A 26,214-nucleotide genomic window follows, 5' to 3' on the forward strand; every position below is an offset into this window, starting at 1 on the left:
CCGTATTGACGTTTTATGGCCTGCTGTTTTGCAGATCAATGCGATAGACCGCAAACCCGGTGTCGTCAGTGCCGACGGCGGTCATCGGGTATTGCGCTTTTTCTTTAATGAACGCCGTGGCCTTGTCGGATGGCGACGTTTCAACGCGGATATCTAACGGAGTGTTGCTGGTGATAGGTGCCAGCCGCCAGTTATTATCCGCCTGTGGTTTCACTTCCCCTGATTTTTTGCTTTCAGCACTGATGTAGGCCGCCAGAACAGAACGGTTTTCATCCGGAGAGGCAAAAGCCACGTGTTTTTCCCCGGTACCGGCAAACTTTTCACCGTAGGCGCGGTAGTTATTGGTGGCGATCAGGAAAGTCGCGTTGGGATCGATGGGTTTGCCTTTGAACGTCAGATTTTTGATGCGGTGTGCATTATCATCGATCAGGGCGCACTCGCCGTCATAGCGTGCGGGCTGAGTGACATCAATTTGATAATCAACGCCATCGATGACATCAAAATTATAGGTACGGAAGTCATCCCAGTTGAGCAGAGACTGTGGTTGGCTGTTGTTGACATCAATCTGTCGGAACTGGCCTGCGGAACATTCCAGCCATTCCTGAACCTCTTTCCCATTTACTTTAACCGTTACCAGCGTATTGGGGTACAGATACAAATCGGCGGCATTACGGAAGGTCAACTGGCCTTTTTCTACCTCGACATAGCTGGCCGGATCATTTCTGCGACCACCGGCTTTAAACGGCGCCGCGGCAGACAGGACCGGCAGATCGGCCAGATCGGGATCGCCCTGAATGAAATGTTCGACGTAGGCGCGCTGAGCGTTATTGACGATCTGTACTGTCGGATCATCCTGAATCAGCGAGAGATAGCTATACATGTTGTCCGCTGATTTCCCGATCGGTTTGCTGACGAAATCACGCGTATTCTGGTGTGCATCCGATAGTACGTCGATCAGTTTTGCATCTTCGGCCGCCAGCGATTTTTTCTGGGCCTTGTCATAAATGGGGCGCGCTTCCGCTTTCGCCTGTTCGACAACCCACTGCCCACTGTCATTATTCAGAATAAAATCAACCACGCCGAGATGATCGCCCCATTGTCCGGGCATAACGGCGGGCACGCCATTAAGCGTTCCCTGCTTGATATCCGCCCCTTTGATGGCCGAAAAATCTGTGCTGGGGAACACGGCGTGTGCATGGCCGAACATAATGGCATCAATGCCCTGAATTTGGCTCAGATAATAGACGGAGTTTTCTGCCATGGCTTTATAAGGTTCGGCAGAGAGCCCGGAGTGTGGAATAGCGATGACCAGATCGGCGCCCTGCTTACGCATCTCCGGCACCCACTTTTTGGCGCTCTCCGTGATGTCTTCAACGATAACTTTCCCCGCAAGGTTGGCCTTATCCCACTCCATGATCTGTGGCGGAACGAAACCGATGTAGCCGATACGCAGAATATGCCATTTGCCTTCGCGATCTTGGACGGATTTATTCTCGATCCGATAGGGGGTAAACCGCGGTTTCCCTGTTTTGGCATCGAGTACGTTGGCATTCACATAAGGGAATTTCGCACCAGACAATGCCTGATGCAGATAATCCAGACCATAGTTGAATTCGTGGTTGCCGATATTACCTACGGAGTAATCAAGCGTGTTCAGCGCCTGATAGACGGGATGGATTTCATTTTTTTTCAGCCCTTTGGCCGCCATGTAATCCCCAAGCGGGCTACCCTGAATAAGGTCGCCATTATCCACCAGTACGCTGTTGGTCGCCTGCTCGCGCGCCGCATGAATCAGGCTGGCAGTACGCACCAGGCCGAATTTATCGGTCGGGGTATCCTTGTAATAATCGAAATCCATCATATTGCTGTGCAGATCGGTGGTTTCCATTACCCGTAAATCAACGATGGCGGCATGAGCGGTGGAGGTCACCAGCATGGCAAGCAGGCTGAGCGCCAGCGAATGCTTCATTACTTAACTCCTTTGCGAGTGTTGTCAGGGCGTGAATCTGTCCGTGAAGGTTAATTATCCGGGATATATCTCATATAATTATGAATTCAGGGGGAATTATCACAGTAAATTGTGACGATGACATAGAATAACGGCAATAATCGTAAGTGAGTTCACAGTTGTATAATGAGTACGAGGGGGAAGCCCGAGTGACATATCGGCATCCGTTACTCTGTATCTAACCCGTAACGATGAGGTAGAAAATGCTAGAACATATTTGCCGACTGGCCCGCGATGCTGGCGCTGCCATTATGCGGGTTTATGAGGGACATCAGCCCACTGAAGTCACGCATAAAAAGGATAATTCACCGGTGACGGCGGCCGATCTGGCTGCACATCAGGTTATCCGTGAAGGGTTGGCGGCGGCATTTCCCGATATCCCGTTACTGTCGGAAGAAGATCCGCCGCAGTGGCCGGAACGCCAGCATTGGCAGCGCTATTGGTTGGTTGACCCGCTGGATGGCACTAAAGAGTTTCTCAACCGCAACGGTGAGTTTACGGTAAATATTGCTCTGATCGAAAATGGGCAGGCGGTACTGGGCGTGGTGTATGTCCCGGTAACCGATGTGATGTATTCCGCTGCGGAAGGTAAGGCCTGGAAAGAAGAGAAGGGCGAGCGTCGTCAGATTCATGTTCAGGATGCGCGTCCGCCGCTGGTTGTGGTCAGTCGTTCCCATACGGATCAGGAATTGAAGGATTACCTCAGTCAGTTGGGGGAACATCAGACCGTTGAAATCGGTTCGTCACTGAAATTCTGTCTGGTTGCGGAAGGAAAGGCCCAGCTATATCCCCGCTTCGGGCCTACCAATATCTGGGATACGGCCGCCGGGCATGCGGTTGCCGTGGCTGCCGGGGCGCAGATTCATGACTGGCAGGGAAAACCCTTGTCTTACTCGCCTCGTGAATCGTTCCTGAACCCCGGCTTTCGCGTATCGCTGTTCTGAATACCGCTATTTTTCATCCAGCAGCTGATGCAGCAGGGACATTACCTGCTGCACTTCCTGCCCGCTCAGGGCGCCGTCTTTGACAAAGCGAACGTGACCCCGCTTATCCAGTACGATGATGGCCGAGCCTGCGGGCTCCAGTTGCCAGGCCCTACGCACGTTACCCTGACCGTCCACAATGAACTGCGACCAGGGAAACGCTTTTTTATTATCTTCGAGGCTGCTACGGACAAACATGCTGGTACCGATAATGGCGTCATCGGTATTGACGATTGTCGTCGTTTGGTAATATTCGCGTGCTAGATTGGCGGCCTTTAGCGCGGTCATCAGCGGATCATTCATTTCTTTGGCCGATGTCCTCCCGGCGATATGTTGCACCACCCGCACTTTGCCCGGCAGTTGCGCGCTATTCCAGTTTTTATAGCTAAACTTATTATCCTGGTACTGAAGTTCACCCCGGTCAGCGACGCCAACGGGCGGGATCGACTGTCCGGATTGAAGGTTGTGAGCGGAGGCCAGCAACGGAATAAAGCCCAATGCGATGCAGAGATGACGGAGTTTTATCATAGTGTTTTCCTTAGCAGGGATTGGCCTGATTCGATGTCAGGCTTTGGAATAAGCGTAGAGCCAGGAAACGGGTCTGTCCTGCGATTTGAGAGTCAGTTTGTGCCGGAGTGCACAAACACCTACTTTTTGAAGGTTTATACTGACACTAAGCTGATTAATTTAAAATTGTTCTGTAAAAATGTGTAAAAGCAGTTAGGGATACTATTTCGGTGGGAACTAAACACGATTTCACAACACTAATTAACGTATCCGATATTTATTAGCGCGCTTAGCCCGCTCCCCATTTTGGAGAGAGGAAACGCGTAGAAAAATAAAACGGGAGGAGAGTAAAAACAATGAAGATCTTCGAACGTTACAACCCTATGAAGGTCGCCAAGTATGTGAAAACCTTGTTTCGCGGGCGGTTGTATATCAAGGGAGTTGGTGCTTTTGAGTTCGACTACGGCAAAATTTTACTGCCGAAAAAACAGGATAAACAGCATTTGCTGGTCATGTCTGAAGTGAACCGTCAGGTCATCAGGTTACAGGCCGAAATGGGATAACGGGCGCCGCTCCAGCAGGTTGCTGACACGTATTATCAGGTTGTTTGACACATACCCGCTTATCAGGCGGGTATTTTTTATGACGGACTATCCCTGCCCGTCACCCTGCGGGCCGTCGCTACGCGACAACGTGCCCGGTGTTTTTTGCCTATCGCTTCTCTTCTTTTATCTCTTCGGTTTTCGCGGCATTTGGGCGTTCTTCCAGACGCGTGACCAGCAGCTGATCGATCTTATAGCTATCAATATCCACCACTTCGAATTTATAACCGGAGAAGCGGACAAAATCCGTACGTTTCGGGATTTTGCGCAGCGTGTACATCATGAAACCGCCGATGGTTTCATAGTTGCCCGAATGAGGGAAATCATCGATATTCAAGGCGCGCATCACATCTTCTATCGGTGTGCCGCCTTCGATTAACCAGGAATTCTCGTCACGGGAAACAATCTGTTCTTCCAGTCCCTGTCCGAGCAGATCTCCCATGAGCGTGGTCATGACATCGTTCAGCGTAATAATACCGACCACCAGCGCATACTCATTCAGAATGACGGCGAAATCTTCACCAGCGGTTTTAAAACTTTCCAACGCTTCGGAGAGCGTGAGCGTATCGGGCACGATAAGCGCAGGGCGAATCTGCACGCCGCTGTGCAACTCAAGGCTCTGGTTGCCCAGAACCCGGTTCAGCAGGTCTTTTGAATCGACATAGCCGACAATCTGATCGATGTGGCCGTCACAAACCAGGAATTTTGAGTGCGGTTGTTCGGCAATCTTCTCTTTGATTTGCTCTTCCGCTTCATGCAAATCGAAGAAGACGACGCTTTCACGTGAGGTCATGGAAGAGGGAACCGTGCGTGATTCAAGCTCAAATACGTTTTCAATCAGCTCATGTTCCTGTTTACGCAGCACACCGGCCAGCGCGCCGGCTTCGACCACGGCGTAGATATCATCTGAAGTGATGTCATCTTTACGCACCATGGGCAATTTCAGTAAACGGAAAATCATGTTTGCCAGGCCGTTGAAAAACCAGACCATCGGACGGAAGATAAACAGGCAGAAGCGCATGGGGTTGATTATGCGGATAGCGACGGCTTCCGGTGCAATCATACCGATGCGTTTCGGAGTGAGATCGCCAAACAGAATAAACAGGCTGGTGACCAGTACGAAGGAACAGATAAAGCTGACCTTATCGGCTGCCTCAGGGGACATGAACTGTTCGAACAAAACGAAAAACGTGGGTGAGAATGCGGCATCACCAATAATACCGGCCAGAATGGCGACGGCATTAACGCCAATTTGAATAACAGTAAAGAAAATACCCGGTGTTTCCTGAAACTTTAATACCAGGTCGGCGTTGAGGTTCCCCTCATCAGCCATCAATTTAAGTTTTATTTTACGTGACGCAGCCAGCGATATTTCGAACATTGAGAAAAATGCACTGACAGCAATAAGAAAAATTATCAGTAATAGACTGTTTAACATGGTTTTTTCGCATTGGCCCTGAAAAGGAGCCGGCGATCCTCAGAAAGGTAGATCATTTCAGATAACGCATAGAAAGCCGCTAACAGGGCAGGAAGTCTGCCCAAATTATTTAAACTAAATATATCCATCATCTTTCAAGATGCAGGCGAGTTGGCTTTCCGGCATCTTGAAATCTATTGGTATAACGTGCGCAGTATAACAGGAGTGGTGAAAGTACCGCCAGAGATCAGCGTTGAGGCGGCAGGCAAACCCCGATACCGCCTAACCCGCAATAGCCTTCGGGATTTTTGTACAGATATTGCTGATGCTCGTCCTCGGCATAGTAGAAAGGACCCGCAGGCGCGATTTCGGTACTGATGGTCCGGTTGTCGCCACTCGCTTTCATCGCCTGCTGGAATTGACGGTAACTTTCCTGAGCGGCCTCTTCTTGTTCTGGCGTAAGCGTATAAATGGCAGAGCGATATTGGGTGCCAATATCTCCTCCCTGACGCATGCCCTGGGCGGGATCGTGGTTTTCCCAGAATAGCGTCAGTAGCTGGGTATAGCTGATTACCGCTGGATCGAAAACTATCCGCACCGCTTCAGCGTGATCGGTTTTTCCACTGCAAACTTCTCGATAAGTCGGATTAGGCGTGTAGCCGCCGGTATAGCCCGCCGCGGTGCTGTAGACACCGGGCTGCTGCCAGAACAGACGCTCGACTCCCCAGAAACACCCCATGGCAAAAAGGGCGACATCCATATTATCTGGAACATGCGTCATTGAGTGTTCGTTGACCGCATGCAGTCTGGCGACTGGCATCGGTGTTGTTCGCCCAGGCAAGGCGTCAGAAGATTTTATCCGCAACGTTTTATCGGCATGAAATGTCACTTTGTCAGCTCCCGGTATAGCGGTAGATATTATGGTATCTGGATAATGTCGTGTTTAGAGCATAACTGAGAAGTTTCGCGCTGTCTTTATAAGCCGGGGGTGTTTAATGTTAAGGTAGTGTTTATCTATAATGCTGCATTTTAATGTTCGCAGGTTTAAATCTATTTTTAAGGGAAAATACCAGCATTTATCGCTAACCTTAATAGGCCATGCCATGTCGACCGTTGCTGGGGGCGGGTTTCATTATCTGCTCAGTGCGGTCGAACGCGGTGGTAAAACCGATACTAAAGCGGCGATGTTATAAAAGTCATGCTATAGATTTGGTGTGACAGAGTGATGTAATCAGGGAGCTAAGTGACCATTCTTACAGGACAAAAACACAGCCTTTCTGGCTTTGGTGTGCCACGGTATCGTACCTTCGGCCTATTGTGCGCATTCAGTTTATTGGGCGTATTGCTATTTGCACCGGCGACTTACGCCGCCAATATCCGTTTACAGGTAACGGGACTGGAGGGCGCGCTGCAAAAAAATGTGCGGGCGCGCTTATCCACCATTGCGGTCGATGAAGTTAACGCCGATGGGCGCTTTCGCGCCAGGGTCGATGAGGCAATTCGTCAGGGACTGCGGGCATTAGGCTATTACGATCCACAAATCGCCTTTGAATTCAGACCTGCGGTCAACGGTGGCCGGCCGGTTCTGATTGCCAGCGTGACCCCCGGCGAACCGGTCAGGATAGCCGAAGTGAATGTGGATTTGCGCGGCGGCGCCCGCGACGATAGCGATTATCAACAGCGGCTGCGGGACGATCTCCCGGCTATCGGTTCGGTGTTGAACCACGGTGACTATGATAGCTTTAAAAGCGGGCTGAATAATCTCTCCCTGCGTAAAGGGTATTTTGATGCTCATTTTCAGCGCAGCCAACTGGGGGTTATGCGCGAAGAGAAAAAGGCATTCTGGGACATCGACTATGACAGTGGTGAACGTTACCGCTTTGGGGCGGTGAAGTTTCAGGGTGCGCAAATCCGCGACGATTATCTGCAAAATCTGGTGCCATTCCGCACCGGCGATCCTTACAGTAGTGAAGATCTTGGCGAATTAAATCGCCGTTTGTCCGCGACGGGCTGGTTCAATTCCGTTGTGGTTTCGCCTGATTTTGAACAATCGAAAACGACCAAGGTCCTGCCACTGGAAGCGGTCGTCACGCCGCGAACCCGTAATCAGGTGGAAACCGGGGTAGGATATGCGACGGATGTGGGGCCTCGCTTTAAAACAACCTGGAATAAACCCTGGCTCAACTCACGCGGCCATAGCCTCTCGAGCAGTCTGAGCGTTTCGGCGCCGGAACAATCGCTCGATCTGAGTTACAAAATCCCGTTATTGAAGAACCCGTTGGAACAGTATTACCTGTTGCAGGGAGGCTTTAAGCGGGAAGACCTTAATGACACGCAATCCGATTCAACCACGCTGAATGTGGCGCGCTACTGGGATCTCTCCAGCGGCTGGCAGCGGGCGATCAACCTGCGCTGGAGTCTTGACCACTTTACGCAGGGGAGCGTGACCGATACCACCATGTTGCTTTATCCCGGCGTTAGCATTAATCGAACCCGCCAGCGCGGCGGGTTGATGCCGGTATGGGGTGACACCCAACGCTATTCGATCGATGTTTCCGACACCCTGTGGGGATCGGATATCGATTTCGTGGTTTTTCAGGCGCAAAACGTCTGGATCAGAACGCTGGCGGAGAAACACCGCTTTGTTGCCCGTGGCAATCTGGGGTGGATTGAAACCAATAGTTTTTCCCGCGTTCCCCCTTCGCTGCGTTTCTTTGCGGGCGGCGATCGTAGTATTCGCGGCTATAAATACAAATCGGTTTCCCCGCGGGACAGCGATGGCAAACTGACCGGGGCGTCCAAACTGGCGACCGGTTCGCTGGAGTATCAGTACAACGTGACCGGAAAATGGTGGGGCGCCGTGTTTGTCGATTCCGGCGAAGCGGTGAATGACATCAAGCAAAACGATTTCAAAACGGGGGCCGGTATCGGTGTTCGCTGGTCATCCCCGATTGGCCCGGTAAAGTTCGATATTGCCACGCCTGTAGGCGATCCTGAAAAACATGGCGTGCAGTTCTATATCGCGTTGGGGCCTGAATTATGACAGAGATGAAAGAGAATAAACCCTCGACACAAGATGACGCTTCAACACGCGAAGTGAGCAAAAAGAAAAGTGGAAAGTGGCTCAAAAAACTGGGCATTGGCATGAGTGCTTTCCTGTTGTTAATCCTGATCTCGCTGGCCTTGCTGATAGGGACAACGCCGGGTTTGCACCTGTTATTGAACAGTGCGGCGCGTTTTGTACCGGGGCTGGATATTGCGAATGTCAGCGGCGGCTGGCGCGATTTGACGCTCAGCCAGATCAGCTATCAGATGCCGGGCGTAACGGTGAAAGCGGGGACGTTCCATTTATCGCTGGCGCCCGGTTGTTTGCGAAAAAGCCAGATTTGCATTAACGACCTGTCGGCAAAAGATGTGGACGTGGTGGTGGATACCGCTGCGCTTCCTGCGACAGAAGAGCCTGTCGAGCCCAGTGAGCCACTGACGGAATTGTCCACGCCGTTCCCTATTTCGCTCAATCAGCTGACGCTGGATAACGTGAAGGTGACCGTGGATGACACGGCCATTTCGCTGGGATCGTTTCGCACGGGCATGCAGTGGAAGGAACGGGCGTTCACGCTGTTGCCAACCCAAATCAGCGCGCTGCTGATCGCATTACCGAAGACGCCGGTTGATGTGCTGGAAGATGGAAAAGTGACGGCGGCCGAAGTCGCCGCAGTGGTGAAGGAAACGGCCGCAACGGTCCGCGAATCGGTTGAGAATGGAACCTCGCAAACCATTCAGATTGATAAAACCCTTCCGGGTGTGCCGGCCCAGCCGACGGTGAAGCCGGCGGATAAGTCCGCCAGTCAGGAACCGGCGCCGCCGGAACAACCGTTGGGTGAGCGCCTGACGGAACTGTTCTCCAAACCGCTTCTGCCGGATTTACCGCAGTTCACATTGCCGCTGGATTTGAATATTTCAGAAATCCACGGGGAACAGCTGCGACTGACGGGCGATCAGGACATTCTGATTTCTGACCTGATGATTCAGGCTTCAACGCAGAATCAGCATCTGCGTCTGGATCGTCTGGTGGTTCAATCGCCACAGGGCGGACTCAACGTGCGGGGCGAGGCGACGCTCAGCGAAAATTGGCCGGTATCACTGTCGGCAAATGGCGTACTGAATATTGATCCGCTGAAAGGCGAAAAACTCAAGCTGACGGTAGACGGCGGGTTGCGCGAACAGCTTAACGTGGCCCTGAATCTGTCTGGCCCGCAGCGTGCGCAGTTAACGTTGCAGGCCGAACTGGCGGAGGTGGGATTACCTTTGGCGCTGACGCTGGAAAGCGGGCAGGTTCGTTGGCCGCTGACGGGGGAAGCGCAATATCAGGCAAACGATGTGCGTTTGCGATTCAACGGTAAGGCGACGGACTATGCGCTGTCGTTACGCAGCGACATTCGTGGAACGGACTTGCCGCCGGCTACGTTGCTGCTGGACGGTAAGGGCAATGTGCAGCAATTCAATCTGACCCGCCTGCGTATAGCGGCATTGCAGGGGAATGCCGATCTGAGCGCGGTGCTGGACTGGAGCAAAGCCATCAGCTGGCGCAGCGAGCTGCTGATCAGCGGCATTAATACCGCGAAACAGTGGCCTGAATGGCCTGCCAAAGTGGACGGTAGGATTACCACTCGCGGCAGCGTTTATGGCGGGAGTTGGCAGCTACAGGTGCCAGAACTGCATCTGGATGGCAATGTGAAGGAGAACAAGCTGACAGCCAGAGGCGAACTGCGCGGGAACGCGGCCGGTCAGTGGCAAATACCGGGGCTGAATCTGGCTCTGGGACGTAACCAGCTGAATATCAAAGGTGATTTGAACGATAAGTGGCAACTGGATGCTGACCTCAATGCGCCCTCATTGACCGGCATGCTGCCCGGCCTCGCCGGTCGGGCGTTGGGAACCCTGAAGCTGCGCGGCGATTTGGGTGCGCCGCAGATTCTGGCAGATATCACGGCGTCGGGTCTGCGCTGGCAGGCGATGACCATTAGCCAGATAAAGATCGATGGTGACATCCGTTCAGAACCATCGTCCTCCGATTCGTCGTCCTCAACGCAACAGATTGCGGGCAAACTTGCGGTTCGACTTGAACAGCTGCATCAGGATAGCCTGAACATCGGTTTGCTGACGTTGAATGCCGAAGGCAACGAGAAACAGCATCAGCTGCGTTTGAATCTCCAGGGAGAACCGGTTTCCGGCCAACTGGCCCTGTCTGGCAGTTTCGATCGCCAGGCGCAGCGCTGGCACGGCGCACTGAGCAATACCCGGTTTGATACCCCGGTTGGCGAATGGCGGTTGACCCAGGAAATCGCGCTGGATTATCAGAATGAACCGCAAAAAGTCAGCATCGGCACGCACTGCTGGCGTAACCCGAATGCGGAAATCTGTGTACCGAAAACCATTGAAGCCGGGCCGAGCGGTCAGGCCAGCATCCGCCTGAACCGCTTTGATTTGGCGATGATTAAGCCGTTCCTGAGCACGGATACGGTGTTGTCAGGAACCTTTAGCGGTGGCGCAGATGTCAGCTGGCAGGCCGATCAGGGGCTGCCGCAGGCGAAAATCACTCTGGTGGGAAATAGTATTAACGTTCGTCAGCAGGTGCAAGGGAACACGCTGCCTCTGGCGTTTGACACCTTTACGCTGAATGCCGGTCTCGACCGTGGACGTGCGCAGCTCGGCTGGCTGATGGCTATTCGGGATAACGGACGTTTCAGTGGTGATGTTCAGGTAACCGACCCGCAGGGAAGACGTAATCTTGGCGGTACTATCACCATTGACAATATTTCTCTGGCGCTGCTTAACCCGGTTTTGCAAAAAGGGGAAAAAGTGGAAGGGATGCTGAATGCTAATCTGCGCCTGGCCGGAAATGCAGAACGGCCTCAGATATTGGGTTCAATGGTATTGGAAAGACTGGATATTGATGGGAGTTGGATGCCGATTGATCTCACAACGGGACGGTTGGCGGTGAGTTTTAATGGTATGTCTTCCACCTTACAGGGATTCCTGAAAACCGATAACGGGCAGTTGAACCTGGGCGGTAACGCGGACTGGTCGCAGCCAGACGCCTGGCGGGCGCGTATTGCGGCAAAAGGCCAGCGGTTGCGGGTAACGGTGCCGCCGATGGTGCGTCTTGATGTTTCGCCGGATATCGTATTTGAGGCAACGCCGCAGCTGTTCGCCCTGAACGGCTCGGTCAGTATCCCCTGGGCGCGTATTGTGGTTAAGGATATGCCGGAAAGTGCGGTGGACGTTTCGTCAGATGAAGTGCTGCTGGATGAGCAACGTCAGCCATTGGAGCAGGCTTCCGCGTCTATCCCCATTAACAGCAATCTGATTATACGTATCGGAAATGATGTGCGGCTGGATGCTTTCGGTCTGATCGCCCGTTTGCAGGGCGACCTGAAAATGGTTCAGGATGAGCGAGGACTGGGTTTGAACGGCCAGATAGATATCCCTTCCGGCCGCTTCAAGGCTTACGGGCAGGATCTGATTGTCCGTAAAGGTCTGATACAGTTCTCCGGTCCGCCGGATCAACCTATGCTGAATATTGAGGCGATCCGTAATCCTGACAATACTGAAAATGACGTGACGGCGGGCGTCCGGGTTACCGGCATGGCAAGTACGCCGAAAATCGAAGTTTTCTCCGATCCTGCGATGTCGCAGCAGGAAGCCTTGTCCTACTTGCTCCGCGGGCAAGGTCTGGATAGCAGTGGCGCCGATAGTTCTGCCATGACATCCATGTTGGTTGGTTTAGGGGTTGCACAAAGTGGTCAAGTTGTGGGTAAAATCGGCGAGGCTTTTGGCGTAAGTAATTTAGCTCTGGATACACAGGGCGTTGGCGACAATTCTCAGGTTGTGGTCAGCGGTTACGTTCTTCCTGGCCTGCAAGTCAAATATGGCGTGGGTATATTTGATTCTTTGGCGACGTTAACGTTGCGTTACCGTTTAATGCCAAAGCTATACTTGGAAGCGGTGTCTGGGGTTAGCCAGGCATTAGATGTGCTCTATCAGTTTGAGTTTTAGCGATGCGAATTATTGTCTACGGCAGTTTACGGCGCAAACAGGGAAATAGTCACTGGATGACCAACGCCCAATGGTTGGGAGATTGTCAGCTCGTCGGGTACGAGCTGTATAATCTCGGCCACTATCCGGCGGTGGTTGCAGGTGATGGGGAGATTCATTGCGAGGTGTATCGCATCAGTTCATCAATATTGACGGAGCTTGATGCGTTAAAGCGAGACGGCCACGAGTACCAGCGTGAGTTGATCCCGACCCCTTTGGGGAGCGCCTGGATCTATCTTTATAAGCACTCGGTGGAAGGATTACCGCGTATCACCAGCGGGGACTGGCTGAAACGCGATGAGGAACCCTAAAACGCCATATCGTGGTGGTGCGAAGGGGGACGGGCAGGGACAGCCCGTCATAAAAAAACGCAGGCGCGTTTTTCAACGTCGCTTGCGACGGCCCGCAGGGTGCCCGTCATAAAAAAACACCGCGCAAGGCGGTGTTTTTGACGGCGGATAACGGATGTTCTCTGCCATTATTCCCGACAGCGCGGGGGATGAATCAACTTATTTGTTCTTGGCGCGTTCGAAGGAGGCGATGATTTCTGCTTTGGCCGCTTCGGCGTTATCCCAGCCTTCAACTTTAACCCACTTGCCTTTTTCCAGATCTTTGTAATGTTCAAAGAAGTGGCCGATCTGCGCGCGCAGCAGTTCTGGCAGATCGTTAACGTCTTTAATGTGATCGTATTCTTTGCTCAGTTTACTGTGCGGGACGGCAACCAGTTTGGCATCTTCGCCTGCTTCGTCAGTCATTTTCAATACGCCAACTGGACGGCAGCGGATCACTGAACCCGGCTGTAACGGATACGGAGTCGGTACCAATACGTCAACCGGGTCACCATCCAGAGACAGGGTGTGGTTGATGTAACCATAGTTGCATGGATAGAACATGGCGGTAGACATGAAACGGTCTACAAACAGAGCGCCAGTGTCTTTATCAATCTCGTATTTGATCGGATCAGCATTCGCCGGGATTTCAATAACTACGTAAATATCTTCCGGAAGATCTTTGCCCGCCGGGACATTGTTCAGACTCATGTCGGTTTCCTTCTCTCTTCAAACCTGAAATGGAGTGGCGGTCATTATAGCCAAATCACGCCTAATGTCCCCATTTTTAGCGCAAAGTTCCCGGTGACTACCGGCTGGCTATACCGCCTCTTCTTCATTGTTCATTCGTCTTTTTTGTCGGCATCGGATTTCTTTTTCTTGCCGAGCTTGTTCCAGATTTTCCCTTCCTGTCCGCGCCACAGACGCTGAATGTTGTCGTGATGACGCATTAAAATCAGACAGGACAGCATTGCGACAGGAAAAGTGAACTGCGGTTTAAACCACCAGACGTAGAATGGGGCAATCAGCGCGCTGATGATGGCGCCGAGGGAGGAGTAGCCGCTCAGCAGAACGGTAAGTAACCAGGTTCCGGTCATCAGACCGGTCAGATCCCAACCGATAGGCGCAATGGCGCCGAAGGCAGTGGCAACCCCTTTTCCACCGCGAAAGCGAAAAAAGACCGGATAGATATGTCCCAGACAGGCCGCGATAGCGGTCAGACCAAGGTATAGCGGGGGAATGCCCAGCGCGTAAGCCATCCAGACGGGCAACATGCCTTTCAGCACATCAAAGACCAGTACGGCGGCCGCGGCAGCTTTACTACCGATACGCAGAACGTTGGTGGCCCCAGGATTTCCCGAACCATGTTCGCGCGGATCCGGCAGCCCTGCGATTCGGCACACCAGAATCGCACTGGAAATCGAGCCACACAGATACGCGATTAACATCATACCAAGCGCGGTTGCACTCATAACGCAGTTCCGTTTAATAGGAGTCGTTTTACTCTTCGCATCTGTGGATAATACGCATATTCCGTCGGAAGTGGTATCCGACAACGACAAAAACAGAGAACGACGTGATGGATATCGTATTTATTGAGGAACTTACCGTCATAACCACCATTGGTGTTTACGACTGGGAACAGACCATTCAGCAGAAGCTGGTGTTCGATATCGAAATGGGATGGGATAATCGTCGGGCGGCGGCCAGCGATGATGTTAACGACTGCCTGAGCTATGCCGAGGTCAGTGAGGCCGTGATTGAGCACGTCGCCGGGCAACGTTTTGCGCTGGTGGAACGGGTCGCTGAGGAGGTGGCACAGATCCTGATGCAGCGTTTCCCGATTCCCTGGTTACGTATCAAGGTCGGTAAACCGGGTGCGGTAGCGCAGGCGCGTCAGGTTGGGGTGATTATCGAGCGCGGTACGCGATGATAGGCCCAATAGATTTATGGCGGGCTACTCTGCCCATTTCCGGGCGCCAACGCGCTGCAATTTGCAGATGGCGGGTATAAATCTGATTTGACTTAATTAATACTGATTTACGTGCAACTAAACGGTAACCTGCAAGGTCTATAACGTTTATACCCGTCATGCTTCAAGCGGGAATATAGCGGCTCGCTCAGCAGCGTAGCCGCTTTTTTATGACGGGCCGTCGCAAGCGACGTTGAAAACTGCGTTGCAGTTTTTTATGGGTTGTGTTTTTCATTGTTTACAACAAGAGTCAAGGGATTTTAGATGGCAGACCTGCATTCGTTGTTCATCGCGTTTATTCTTGGGGTGGTTGAAGGGTTGACCGAGTTTCTACCCGTTTCTTCGACTGGGCACATGATTATTGTTGGTCACTGGTTAGGTTTCGCTGACGAGAAAGCCAAAACCTTCGAAGTTATTATTCAGTTGGGCTCTATTCTTGCGGTTGTCGTGGTGTTCTGGCGTCGGTTATTCGGGCTTATCGGTATTCATTTCGGCCAGGTTCCGCACGAAGGGCAAACTTCCGGTCGCTTGAAGCTGACCCATATTCTGTTGGCAATGATTCCGGCCGTGGTGCTTGGTCTGGTTTTCCATGAAGTCATCAAATCATTATTTACCCCCCAGAATGTGATGTACGCGTTGGTCGTCGGGGGCTTCCTGCTGCTGGCTGCGGAATGGTTAAAGCCGAAACAGCCGCGGTCAGTCGGGTTGGATGATATTACGCATCGTCAGGCATTCATGATTGGCTGCTTTCAGTGTCTGGCGTTGTGGCCTGGGTTTTCCCGTTCAGGCGCGACCATTTCCGGCGGAATGCTGATGGGCGTTAGTCGCTACGCCGCATCAGAGTTCTCTTTCATTTTGGCGGTTCCCATGATGATGGGCGCGACCGTTCTGGATTTCTATAAAAGCTGGCATTTCCTGTCGCTGGCGGATCTGCCGATGTTTGCGGTTGGCTTTGTGACGGCGTTTGTGGTCGCGTTGATCGCGATTAAAACCTTCCTGCAGATTATCAAACGCATCTCTTTTGTCCCGTTCGCTATTTACCGTTTTATTGTGGCGGCGGCGGTGTACATGGTGTTTATGTAAGCCTGAACGGATGCGATAAGAGGCCACCTGTGCGTGGCCTTTTGCAGGTTATGCCGTAGGGGATGCGTTGTCCTGCTGTTGCGCTTTCCACTGTTCCAGCGCTTTAGTCCGACGACGAGACAGCTCGTTGCGAACCTCAATTCCCTGATAACCGTCGGCGACGACGTCCGCGCTGGTAACACGACTGACCACCCGAAACGCTTCACGCAGATAATCTCCCTGCGGATAGGGGCTCTCTTCAAAGCCGGTTCGGCCTCTGGCATCCGCCTCGCTGGCGATCGCCAACTGTCCCAGACGCTGTGGCTTGCGCCAGACGTCAATAGCGTCAAACAGTTTCATCAACGTTTTGGGCTGTAGTATCTGGACGGTATGAATCAGATCGTGGTATTCCGCCACCAGCTTTGCCAGATCCCGTATGTGGTTAGGCACGCGCAAACGTTGGCATAGCGACTCAACCAGTTGCACACCGGCGGGGCCGTGGCCATGATGCCGGGGCCACAATTCTGGCGGGGTCAGGCCTTTTCCCAGATCGTGGCACAGTGTGGCGAAACGGACGTCGATATCCGGGCTGAGGCGGGCGGCCATCGCCAGCGTCATCAGGGTATGAATACCGGTGTCAATTTCCGGATGCCATTTGGCCGGTGCCGGGATGCCATAAAGTTTATCGATTTCGGGGAACAACACCGCAAGGGCTCCACAGTCGCGCAGTACCTGAAAGTACACCTGCGGCGAACGGGTGCCGAGCGCTTTTTCCGTTTCTTTCCAGACGCGTTCAGGCGTCAGATAGGCAAGTTCTCCTTCCCGGGTCATTCTTTGCATCAACGCCATGGTTTCTTCCGCAATCTGAAAGCCAAGGTAGGCAAAGCGGGCGGCGAAACGAGCGACGCGTAACACCCTTAACGGATCTTCGCTGAAGGCATCGGAAACGTGGCGGAGCAGGCGATTGTCCAAGTCGCGACGGCCATGGTAAGGGTCAACCAGCTCCCCTTGTTCGGTTTGGGCGATGGCGTTAATCGTCAGATCCCGGCGCAACAGGTCTTGCTCCAGCGTGACGTCTGGCTCGGCGTGGCAGACGAAACCGGTGTAGCCTTGGCCCGATTTTCTCTCGGTACGTGCCAGTGCGTACTCGTCACGGCTGACAGGATGCAGAAAGACCGGAAAATCCTTTCCTACCTGTTGATAGCCCTGTGCCAGTAATTGTTCCGGCGTTGCACCGACAACCACCCAATCTTTCTCGGTGACGGGTAAATTAAGCAGGCTGTCCCGAACAGCACCGCCGACAAGATAAATATTCAATGCCGGGCTCCTGAAATAACGCGTGATATTCACTACATATTAACATCTTTGATTCACATTATTGCCTGCACGTAAAAATGCCTGCGTATGCAGGCATGATTGATTAAGCGGCGTTTTGGCGATGATGGTGTTATCCCATCCAGCGATCGTTCTTTTTTCTGCGCGGGAGAATGTGCGGCAGCAACAGGCCCAGTAACAGACCCGCTCCGGCAACCCCGCCGCCGTACATAAACCATTGCAGAATGATCGTGCGCTGTTTGTCATCAAGCTGAACATTGGCGGCGCTGACTTTTTTCTGGGCCACGATCAGCTGATTTTTCAAATCCTGATTTTCGTTACGTAGCCCATTGATAATTTCGTCGCTGGCCGCCACTTTTTGCTGCATCTCGGTCGTGCGCTGATTCCAGCTCTGGTCAATATTATTCAGTTTATCGGTCAGGTCTTTAACCTGATTTTCCAGTTCAGGTACGCGCGTGCGCAGACTGGGGGTCTCGCTTAGCTGATCGAGCGGGATCCAACTGGTGCGGTTTTTGTCATCGCGAATTTGGGCGTAACCCGCCCCTTCATTGACGCTGAGTACGGTGACCTGATCGCCGGCGTTCAGTGTGCCGACGATGCGATATTGGTTACCCGGGCCACTGTGTATGTAGGTCAGTAACTCATCGGAAACATAGCGTTTTTCTTCAGCATGAGCAGTCCAACTCAGCGTGAAGGTCATCAAGGTAAAACAAATTAGGCATAATTTCTGCATAAGATCATCATGTTGCGTGAATTGTGGGCTGATAGTAGAGGGTTAAGTCTGACGAGGCAATAATTAAACCGAAATGAGAACTATCTTACTCTTGGGACGACCGCGGCCCGGTAAGCCGGAATACCGCGTTTTTACTGGTTTTTTTCGGTATTCAAGATTGAAATGCCAGCCTGACGGCGGGTAAGAAATGCGCGCTTGTTCGCAGCTGAAAAAGAGAGCGTGTCGTAACAGTGGCAAGCTGAAGTAAAATGTTATTTACTGGCGTAATTGGCGCTGACCCGGTGTTACCCCCTTCATCTTTTCAGTTGCAGGCGTGTTGGCTTCCTGCATCTTGAAATCTATTGGGCATAGTAAATGTTATGAGTGAAGAAATAGAACTGAAGTTTATCGTTCACCCTGACAGCGTTGATTCGCTGTTGAAACAGCTGACTGACTGGCAGAATGAGTACAGCCAGAGTGAACATCTGCGGGCCCATCGGCTGACGAATACCTATTATGAAACGGCTGACAATTATCTGCGTCAGAATGGGATCGGTCTGCGGATTCGCGGCGAGAATGAACGCTATGAAATGACGGTGAAAACTGCCGGTAAAGTGGTCGGTGGATTGCATCAGCACCCGGAATACAATGTGGCGCTGGAAAAATCAGAACTGGATCTCAGCCTGTTTCCTGCGGATATCTGGCCGGAAAATTGTGATGTGACGGCATTGCAGCGGTCGCTTAACCCGCTGTTCAGTACAGACTTTACGCGTGAAAAGTGGGTGATCACTTACTACCAGAGCATTATTGAAATCGCGTTTGACCGTGGAGAGATTCGTTCGGGCGAACTGAGTGAACCGCTTTGCGAACTGGAGATGGAACTCAAAATCGGGCAGACGTCGCATCTGCTGGAACTGGCGAAGGAAATTGCTGATTTTGGGGGATTGCGGCAGGGAAGTCTCAGCAAGGCCGCACGGGGATATCATCTTGCCAGAGGGAATCCGGCGCGTGAGTGTCGTCCTGTCACGGTGCTGGCGGTAGAACCCAAGACCAATATCGATCAGGCGATCAATGCAGCGCTGGAGTACGCGTTGGCGCATTGGCAATATCATGAAGAGCTCTGGGTCAGAGGCAATGCCGCCGCGCGTGAGGCGTTGCCGCAGGCCAGCGCGCTGATTCGCGAGATGCTGGTGCTGGTCGGCGGGCTCGTTTCCCGTAAGGTGACGACGCTTTTCCGGGCCGCGCTGACCAATCTGGAGGCGAAAATTGAGGGACCGGGCGATGCGGAAACAGTGTGCTACAGCGTGGAGTATCTGCAAAGTAAGCTGGTGCTCACTTCCTGGTTGATCAACGCGGGCTGGCGCGCCTATATGGATAACAAAGATCGTATCCGGTTGCAGGGTTCCTATAAACGTTTTGCCGATATTATGCTGAGCCGAAGCGCCGCCGACCTGCGGAGTACGTTCAACAACACGTTGAGCGAAGTGCAATACGAGCAGCAATTGCCCCGGCTGCATCGCAATATTTCGGCCTTTTATCTGCTGTCGGGCGCTTATCCGACAGAACAGGTGGAAGAATATATCGAACGCTGGCGGGCACTGATTCGCTCAATCGAGCAGTTTACCATCGACCATTCGCCGTCACCCTATCTGGAAACCTGCCGCAAACAAGCTCTGGCTCAATCGCCATTCTGGTTACACAGTGCCGGGAATTAATTGTTAATTGCGTTCACCCGCCAATGATGGTGGGTGGCATACCAAGGGAATCACCATGTCGATACTTCCTTTGCCATCATTACCTGCACTATTGGCGGAACAGTCTCAACGGGTTTTATTACGCTTACGGGAAACGCTCCCCAATCCCGTTCCTGCCGCAGAGCGCGATCTGGCGGTCTTGGCATTAAGCGATTTTGTCAGCGACGCTCTGACGATGCATCCCGACTGGTGGCAGGCGCTCCATCAGCAACCGCCACAGCCGGAGGAATGGCGGCACTACGCCGATTGGTTGAATACGGCGCTGGCGGAGGTCAATGATGAAGCGGCGCTGATGAACGTGCTGCGCCAGTTCCGTCGCCGGATTCTGGTACGGATTGCCTGGTCACAGATACTTCACACCAGTACAACCGAACAAACCCTCAGGCAGCTTAGCGAACTGGCGGAAACGTTGATTATTGCCGCCAGAAACTGGCTGTATCAGGCGTGTTGCCGTGAATGGGGAACCCCATGTAATGCACTGGGGGTTCCTCAACCCTTGTTGATCCTCGGCATGGGGAAACTGGGCGGGGGTGAACTGAATTTCTCTTCTGATATCGACCTGATTTTTGCCTACCCTGAAAACGGCCAAACGCAAGGCGGGCGGCGTGAACTGGATAACGCTCAGTTCTTCACCCGATTGGGACAGCGGTTGATTAAAGTGCTGGATCAGCCAACGGTGGATGGTTTTGTCTATCGCGTTGACATGCGTTTGCGTCCTTTTGGCGACAGTGGGCCACTGGTGCTCAGTTTTGCGGCCATGGAAGATTATTATCAGGAACAGGGGCGTGACTGGGAACGCTACGCGATGGTCAAGGCACGCCTGCTGGGGGGAATGGATGACGCCTACAGCCAGGAGCTGCGCAGCACCCTGAAGCCTTTTGTTTTCCGTCGCTACATTGATTTCAGCGTGATCCAGTCGTTACGGAACATGAAGGGCATGATTGCCCGTGAAGTCCGGCGCCGGGATTTACGGAACAACATCAAATTAGGGGCCGGCGGCATTCGTGAAATTGAATTTATCACCCAGGTCTTTCAACTGATTCGCGGCGGCCGCGAACCCGGCCTACAGCAGCGTGCGCTGCTTCCTACACTTCAGCATATTGGCGTACTGGGGCTGTTAGGCCCTGAGCAAGTGATTGCGCTCAGCGAGTCTTATCTGTTTTTGCGTCGTCTGGAAAATTTGTTGCAGGCGATTGCCGATGAGCAAACTCAAACCTTGCCCGATGATGAACTGAACCAGCAGCGGCTGGCGTGGGGAATGGGATGTAACGATTGGACCGCGTTGCAGGAGACATTATCGCGGCATATGCAGGCGGTGCGCGGCGTTTTCAATGACTTGATCGGTGACGATGCATCGGATAGCAATGATATTCCCGAACATGGCAGCTATAGCAGCCTGTGGCAGGATACATTGGACGATAGCGATCTGGCGCTGCTGACGCCGCATTTGACCGAGCCGGTACGGGAGAAATTACTGCTCGCGATCATCGGGTTTCGTCAGGACGTCGCGAAGCGGACGATCGGCCCGCGTGGTCGGGATGTCCTGGATCAACTGATGCCGAATCTGTTGGCGGAAGTGTGCGCCCGTCAGGAAGCCGATACCATTCTGTCACGGCTGACGCCTCTCTTGCTGGGGATCGTAACGCGTACCACCTATCTGGAATTGTTACTCGAATCGCGCGCCGCACTGGCCCAGTTGATCCGGCTGTGCGCCGCCTCACCCATGGTGGCCAGCCAGTTGGCCCGCTATCCCTTACTGCTGGATGAACTGCTCGATTCTGCGACGCTGTATCAACCGATCGCGCCGGATGCGTACTCCGACGAATTGCGTCAGTACCTGATGCGAGTACCTGAAGAGGATGAAGAGCAGCAGTTGGAGGCGGTGCGCCAGTTTAAACAAGCGCAGCAGTTGCGTATCGCTGCCGGGGATATTGCGGGCGTGCTCCCCGTAATGAAAGTGAGCGATCACTTAACCTATCTGGCTGAAGCCATCATTGCTGCCGTCGTGCAACAGGCATGGGGACAAATGGTGGCTCGCTATGGTCAGCCTTCACATCTGCAACAGCGTGAGGGACGCGGCTTTGCGGTTATCGCCTATGGGAAATTGGGCGGTTGGGAGCTTGGCTACAGTTCAGATCTTGATTTGGTTTTTCTGCTTGATTGTCCGGCCGATGTGATGACGGATGGTGAGCGCAGTATTGATGGCCGCCAATTTTATCTGCGTCTGGCTCAGCGTGTGATGCACCTGTTCAGTACGCGGACGTCATCTGGGATTTTGTATGAAGTGGATGCCCGCCTGCGGCCATCGGGCGCAGCCGGCATGCTGGTCAGTACCGTTGAAGCGTTTGATGAGTACCAGCGTAACGAGGCCTGGACCTGGGAACATCAGGCTTTGGTGCGGGCGCGTATGGTTTATGGTGAATCAGGCGTACAGCAACAGTTTGAATCTATCCGGCGCGCGATCCTTTGCCGGGAGCGTGACGCGGACGCCTTACGTACGGAAGTCCGTGAAATGCGCGAAAAAATGCGTCAACACCTGGCTAACAAAGACAGTTCACTGTTTGATCTGAAAACGGATGCCGGCGGCATTACCGATATTGAGTTTATCGTGCAATATCTGGTGCTGCGTTATGCCGCACACGAACCGCGCCTCACCCGCTGGTCGGATAACGTCCGCATTCTGGACTTGATGGCGCAGTATGGCGTGATGGAGGAGCGCGAAGCGAGCGCGCTCAAACTGGCCTATGTCACACTGCGCAATGAGCTGCACCATCTGGCATTACAGGAATTATCGGGCCGGGTCAGTCAGAACCGGTTCGTCGCCGAACGACAGCAGGTACAACAGAGCTGGAATAAGTGGTTAGGCTGAGGCTGTGATATTATCACGCGCAATATGCGAAATAAGTTTGGAGTATGGGATGAAAGTTACGCTGCCTGACTTCCGCCAAGCGGGGGTGTTAGTGGTTGGTGATGTGATGTTGGATCGTTACTGGTACGGTCCAACCAGTCGGATTTCCCCCGAAGCCCCGGTGCCGGTGGTCAAGGTCGACACGATAGAAGAACGTCCCGGCGGGGCGGCAAACGTGGCGATGAATATCGCATCGCTGGGCGCCGGTTCGCGTCTGGTCGGTTTGACGGGGATCGATGACGCTGCACGAGCGCTAAGTGCGAAACTCGGTGAGGTTAACGTGAAGTGTGATTTTGTGTCCGTGCCGACGCATCCGACGATCACCAAACTGCGTGTTCTGTCCCGTAATCAGCAGCTTATTCGCCTGGATTTTGAAGAAGGGTTTGATGGCGTTGATCCACAGCCGATGATCGAACGTATTCAGCAGGCACTGCCCAATATTGGCGCGCTGGTACTGTCCGACTATGCAAAAGGGGCATTGGTTCATGTCCAGGCCATGATCCAGACCGCGAAGGCCGCCGGCGTACCTGTTTTGATCGATCCCAAAGGAACCGATTTTTCACGCTACCGTGGCGCGACATTGCTGACGCCGAACCTGTCCGAGTTTGAAGCCGTCGCGGGTCGTTGTCAGAATGAAGATGAATTGGTATCCCGTGGTATGAAGTTAGTGGCTGACTATGAACTGTCAGCGCTGCTGATCACCCGTTCAGAACAGGGAATGACCTTGTTGCAGCCGGACAAAGAGCCTTTACATTTACCGACGCAAGCGCAGGAAGTGTATGACGTGACGGGGGCAGGGGATACGGTGATCGGGGTTCTGGCGGCGTCGCTGTCAGCGGGTAATTCGCTGGAGGAAGCCTGTTTTCTGGCTAACGCCGCCGCGGGGGTTGTGGTTGGTAAGCTGGGGACGTCTACGGTGACGCCGATTGAGCTGGAAAATGCGATTCGCGGCCGTGCTGAAACAGGTTTTGGCGTGATGAGCGAACAACAGTTGAAGGACGCGGTTGCGCTGGCGCGCCAGCGTGGTGAAAAGATTGTCATGACGAATGGGTGTTTCGATATTCTTCATGCGGGGCACGTTTCCTACTTATCGAATGCCCGCAGGCTTGGCGATCGGCTGATTGTTGCGGTAAACAGCGATGCTTCGACGCAGCGTCTGAAAGGGCCGACCCGTCCGGTGAATCCGCTGCCTCAGCGCATGATCGTGCTGGGGGCGCTGGAAGCCGTGGATTGGGTGGTGGCGTTCGAGGAAGACACGCCGCAGCGTCTGATTGCCGAGGTGCTGCCCGACGTGCTGGTGAAAGGCGGTGATTATCAACCGCATCAGATTGCCGGCAGCGAAGAAGTATGGGCCAACGGCGGAGAGGTTAAAATCCTGAATTTCGAGGATGGGTGCTCCACAACCACCATCATTAATCGTATCAAAGCGGGTAAGTCTGAATAACCGATGATGTCGCGTCATTAAAACAGGTATGAAACCATTGAATGTAGAGTCAGTCGAAATGCGTGAAGCCACACAGCGCGTCGCAGAACTGCGCGCGTTGTTGCGCCATCATGAATACAAATATCACGTTGAAGATGCGCCAGAAATTCCTGATGCGGAGTATGACCGTCTCATGCAGGAACTGAAGGTGCTGGAAGCGGCATATCCTCAGTTGGTGACAACCGATTCACCGACTCAGCGCGTAGGGGCCGCGCCGTTGGCCGCTTTCGAGCAGGTGCGGCATGAAGTGCCGATGTTATCGCTGGATAACGTCTTTGATGAAGACAGCTATCTGGCGTTCAGCAAGCGTATTGGCGACCGGTTGAAAAATGCCGAGGATCTGACGTTCTGCTGTGAGCTGAAGCTGGACGGCCTGGCGGTGAGTCTGCTGTACGAAGAGGGCGTTTTGGTTCGTGCCGCGACGCGCGGAGATGGAACCACCGGGGAAAACATCACCAGTAACATTCGTACGATTGGCGCCATTCCGCTGCGTCTTCAGGGTGAAAACATTCCGCAACGACTGGAAGTTCGCGGCGAAGTGTTCATGAAACATAGCGGCTTCGAGAAACTGAATGATGAAGCGCGGCGTACCGGCGGCAAAGTGTTCGCCAATCCTCGTAATGCCGCCGCTGGATCGTTGCGTCAGCTCGATCCCCGAATTACGGCCAGACGCCCGCTGACCTTTTTCTGTTACGGCGTTGGTCTGCTGGAGGGCGGCGAGTTGCCGGCCAGTCACTGGGAACGTCTGATGCAGTTTAAACAGTGGGGATTGCCGGTCAGCGATCGTATCAAACTTTGTACCGGCAGCGCGGAAGTCCTCGATTTCTATCATCAGGTTGAACAGACCCGCGGTTCGCTGGGGTTCGATATTGATGGTGTGGTGATCAAGGTTGACGATCTGGCGTTGCAGGAGCGTCTGGGCTTTGTTGCCAAAGCGCCACGCTGGGCCGTGGCCTTCAAATTTCCGGCCCAGGAACAGTTGACCTGGATACGTGATGTCGAATTTCAGGTTGGGCGTACCGGGGCGATAACGCCCGTTGCCCGTCTTGAACCTGTCGCGGTGGCTGGGGTGATGGTCAGTAATGCGACGCTGCATAATGCCGATGAAATCGAACGCCTCGGATTACAGATTGGCGATCGCGTCATTGTCCGCCGTGCGGGGGATGTCATTCCGCAGATTGTGGGCGTGGTGGAATCTGAACGGCCGGAGGATACCCGGCCGATTGAATTTCCCACTCACTGTCCTGTGTGTCATTCCGACGTGGAGCGTGTGGAGGGGGAAGCCGTTACGCGTTGTACCGGTGGGCTGATCTGTGGCGCGCAGCGCAAAGAGGCGCTGAAGCATTTTGTTTCCCGTCGTGCGCTGGATGTGGATGGCATGGGCGACAAAATTATCGATCAACTGGTGGAAAAACAGTATGTCGAAACGCCGGCCGATCTGTTTCGACTCAGTGCGGGTATCTTGACCGGCCTCGATCGTATGGGGCCGAAATCGGCGCAGAATCTGGTTAATGCATTGCAAAAAGCGAAAAGCACCACGTTGGCGAGATTCCTGTTCGCGTTGGGGATTCGTGATGTCGGTGAAGCGACGGCGGCTAACCTGGCGGCATACTTTGGTTCGCTCGAGGCGTTATTTGCCGCGGACGAAGAAGCATTGCTTGAAGTGGCTGACGTGGGGAAAGTGGTCGCCGCCCATGTGCGTCATTTCCTCGATGAAGATCACAATCGGAAAGTGATCAGCGAGTTGACCGATCCCGAGGGGATCAACGTTCACTGGCCAGCTCCGGTGGTGGTTAAAGCCGAAGAGATCGATAGTCCGTTTGCAGGGAAAACGCTGGTATTGACCGGCTCATTGAGTATCCTGTCCCGTGATGAAGCCAAAGATCGTCTAACGGCATTGGGTGCAAAAGTCAGCGGCAGCGTCTCGAAAAAAACCGATATGGTGATTGCTGGCGAAGCCGCGGGATCGAAACTGACCAAAGCGCAAGAGCTGGGTATTCCGGTGATCGATGAAGCCGAAATGATTCGCCTGCTGGGGGCATAA

Annotated in this window: 19 protein-coding genes; 11 read left to right on the forward strand and 8 right to left on the reverse strand. The window is 53.3% G+C overall.

The genetic code is table 11. The annotated features are described in order from the left end of the window. Nucleotides 1-13: 13 nt before the first annotated feature. Complete coding sequence (locus B4923_RS01580; protein ID WP_109052592.1) at nt 14-1,969, reverse strand: bifunctional 2',3'-cyclic-nucleotide 2'-phosphodiesterase/3'-nucleotidase; 1,956 nt, start codon at nt 1,967-1,969, stop codon at nt 14-16. 242 nt (nt 1,970-2,211) lie between these two features. Between B4923_RS01580 and cysQ the strand changes: the two genes are divergently transcribed. Continuing rightward, a complete protein-coding gene (cysQ, locus tag B4923_RS01585; protein ID WP_109052593.1) occupies nt 2,212-2,952 on the forward strand; it encodes a 3'(2'),5'-bisphosphate nucleotidase CysQ in 741 nt (246 codons plus the stop codon). 6 nt (nt 2,953-2,958) lie between these two features. Here cysQ and B4923_RS01590 read toward each other — a convergent pair whose 3' ends face one another. Next, nucleotides 2,959-3,519, reverse strand: coding sequence for a YtfJ family protein (locus tag B4923_RS01590; RefSeq protein WP_109052594.1), 561 nt, complete (start codon nt 3,517-3,519; stop codon nt 2,959-2,961). 335 nt (nt 3,520-3,854) lie between these two features. Here B4923_RS01590 and B4923_RS01595 point away from each other — a divergent pair, with 335 nt between their 5' ends. Continuing rightward, a complete protein-coding gene (locus tag B4923_RS01595) occupies nt 3,855-4,061 on the forward strand; it encodes a DUF1107 domain-containing protein (RefSeq protein ID WP_109052595.1) in 207 nt (68 codons plus the stop codon). Nucleotides 4,062-4,209: 148 nt separating this feature from the next. On the opposite strand, the gene paeA is transcribed toward B4923_RS01595, so the two are convergent. Together paeA and msrA are read right to left on the reverse strand one after the other, a co-directional pair. Then, nucleotides 4,210-5,538 carry a polyamine export protein PaeA gene (gene paeA, locus B4923_RS01600; RefSeq protein WP_109052596.1) on the reverse strand — a complete coding sequence of 443 codons (1,329 nt, stop codon included), beginning with the start codon at nt 5,536-5,538 and terminating at the stop codon, nt 4,210-4,212. Nucleotides 5,539-5,764: 226 nt separating this feature from the next. Further along, nucleotides 5,765-6,406, reverse strand: coding sequence for a peptide-methionine (S)-S-oxide reductase MsrA (msrA, locus tag B4923_RS01605; RefSeq protein ID WP_109052597.1), 642 nt, complete (start codon nt 6,404-6,406; stop codon nt 5,765-5,767). Nucleotides 6,407-6,832: 426 nt separating this feature from the next. Between msrA and tamA the strand changes: the two genes are divergently transcribed. The 3 genes from tamA to B4923_RS01620 all read left to right on the forward strand — a co-directional run bounded on the left by tamA (nt 6,833) and on the right by B4923_RS01620 (nt 12,926). After that, nucleotides 6,833-8,560, forward strand: coding sequence for an autotransporter assembly complex protein TamA (gene tamA, locus B4923_RS01610; protein WP_245929472.1), 1,728 nt, complete (start codon nt 6,833-6,835; stop codon nt 8,558-8,560). A 101-nt stretch (nt 8,561-8,661) separates the two neighbouring features. After that, entirely contained in the window at nt 8,662-12,576 is a 3,915-nt protein-coding gene (tamB, locus tag B4923_RS01615; protein ID WP_245929473.1) for an autotransporter assembly complex protein TamB, read from the forward strand. Nucleotides 12,577-12,578: 2 nt separating this feature from the next. Continuing rightward, nucleotides 12,579-12,926 (forward strand): gamma-glutamylcyclotransferase family protein, encoded by a 348-nt coding sequence (locus B4923_RS01620; RefSeq protein ID WP_109052599.1) that lies wholly within the window; start codon nt 12,579-12,581, stop codon nt 12,924-12,926. A gap of 198 nt (nt 12,927-13,124) precedes the next feature. Here B4923_RS01620 and ppa read toward each other — a convergent pair whose 3' ends face one another. Beyond that, entirely contained in the window at nt 13,125-13,655 is a 531-nt protein-coding gene (gene ppa, locus B4923_RS01625; RefSeq protein ID WP_109052600.1) for an inorganic diphosphatase, read from the reverse strand. A 131-nt stretch (nt 13,656-13,786) separates the two neighbouring features. Then, nucleotides 13,787-14,416 (reverse strand): glycerol-3-phosphate 1-O-acyltransferase PlsY, encoded by a 630-nt coding sequence (gene plsY, locus B4923_RS01630; RefSeq protein ID WP_109052601.1) that lies wholly within the window; start codon nt 14,414-14,416, stop codon nt 13,787-13,789. Nucleotides 14,417-14,523: 107 nt separating this feature from the next. Between plsY and folB the strand changes: the two genes are divergently transcribed. Together folB and bacA are read left to right on the forward strand one after the other, a co-directional pair. After that, complete coding sequence (gene folB, locus B4923_RS01635; protein WP_109052602.1) at nt 14,524-14,877, forward strand: bifunctional dihydroneopterin aldolase/7,8-dihydroneopterin epimerase; 354 nt, start codon at nt 14,524-14,526, stop codon at nt 14,875-14,877. A 303-nt stretch (nt 14,878-15,180) separates the two neighbouring features. Continuing rightward, a complete protein-coding gene (gene bacA / locus B4923_RS01640) occupies nt 15,181-15,999 on the forward strand; it encodes an undecaprenyl-diphosphate phosphatase (RefSeq protein WP_109052603.1) in 819 nt (272 codons plus the stop codon). Between the two features lie 48 nt (nt 16,000-16,047). Here bacA and B4923_RS01645 read toward each other — a convergent pair whose 3' ends face one another. Together B4923_RS01645 and B4923_RS01650 are read right to left on the reverse strand one after the other, a co-directional pair. Continuing rightward, nucleotides 16,048-17,295, reverse strand: a complete 1,248-nt coding sequence (locus tag B4923_RS01645) for a multifunctional CCA addition/repair protein (protein ID WP_109052604.1) — start codon at nt 17,293-17,295, stop codon at nt 16,048-16,050. A 130-nt stretch (nt 17,296-17,425) separates the two neighbouring features. Next, a complete protein-coding gene (locus B4923_RS01650; RefSeq protein ID WP_109052605.1) occupies nt 17,426-18,046 on the reverse strand; it encodes a TIGR04211 family SH3 domain-containing protein in 621 nt (206 codons plus the stop codon). A gap of 359 nt (nt 18,047-18,405) precedes the next feature. Between B4923_RS01650 and B4923_RS01655 the strand changes: the two genes are divergently transcribed. The 4 genes from B4923_RS01655 to ligA all read left to right on the forward strand — a co-directional run bounded on the left by B4923_RS01655 (nt 18,406) and on the right by ligA (nt 26,214). Then, nucleotides 18,406-19,740: a CYTH domain-containing protein gene (locus tag B4923_RS01655; protein WP_109052606.1), complete on the forward strand. Its 1,335-nt coding sequence runs from the start codon at nt 18,406-18,408 to the stop codon at nt 19,738-19,740. Nucleotides 19,741-19,801: 61 nt separating this feature from the next. Beyond that, complete coding sequence (glnE, locus tag B4923_RS01660) at nt 19,802-22,648, forward strand: bifunctional [glutamate--ammonia ligase]-adenylyl-L-tyrosine phosphorylase/[glutamate--ammonia-ligase] adenylyltransferase (protein ID WP_425428579.1); 2,847 nt, start codon at nt 19,802-19,804, stop codon at nt 22,646-22,648. A gap of 49 nt (nt 22,649-22,697) precedes the next feature. Next, nucleotides 22,698-24,131 carry a bifunctional D-glycero-beta-D-manno-heptose-7-phosphate kinase/D-glycero-beta-D-manno-heptose 1-phosphate adenylyltransferase HldE gene (hldE, locus tag B4923_RS01665; protein WP_109052608.1) on the forward strand — a complete coding sequence of 478 codons (1,434 nt, stop codon included), beginning with the start codon at nt 22,698-22,700 and terminating at the stop codon, nt 24,129-24,131. Between the two features lie 28 nt (nt 24,132-24,159). Continuing rightward, the gene (gene ligA, locus B4923_RS01670) at nt 24,160-26,214 is read left to right on the forward strand and encodes an NAD-dependent DNA ligase LigA (protein ID WP_211313910.1); all 2,055 of its coding nucleotides are present in this window, start codon (nt 24,160-24,162) and stop codon (nt 26,212-26,214) included.

Origin of the sequence: Brenneria roseae subsp. americana, from assembly GCF_003115815.1 — a bacterium.
Classification (GTDB): Bacteria; Pseudomonadota; Gammaproteobacteria; order Enterobacterales; family Enterobacteriaceae; genus Brenneria; species Brenneria roseae.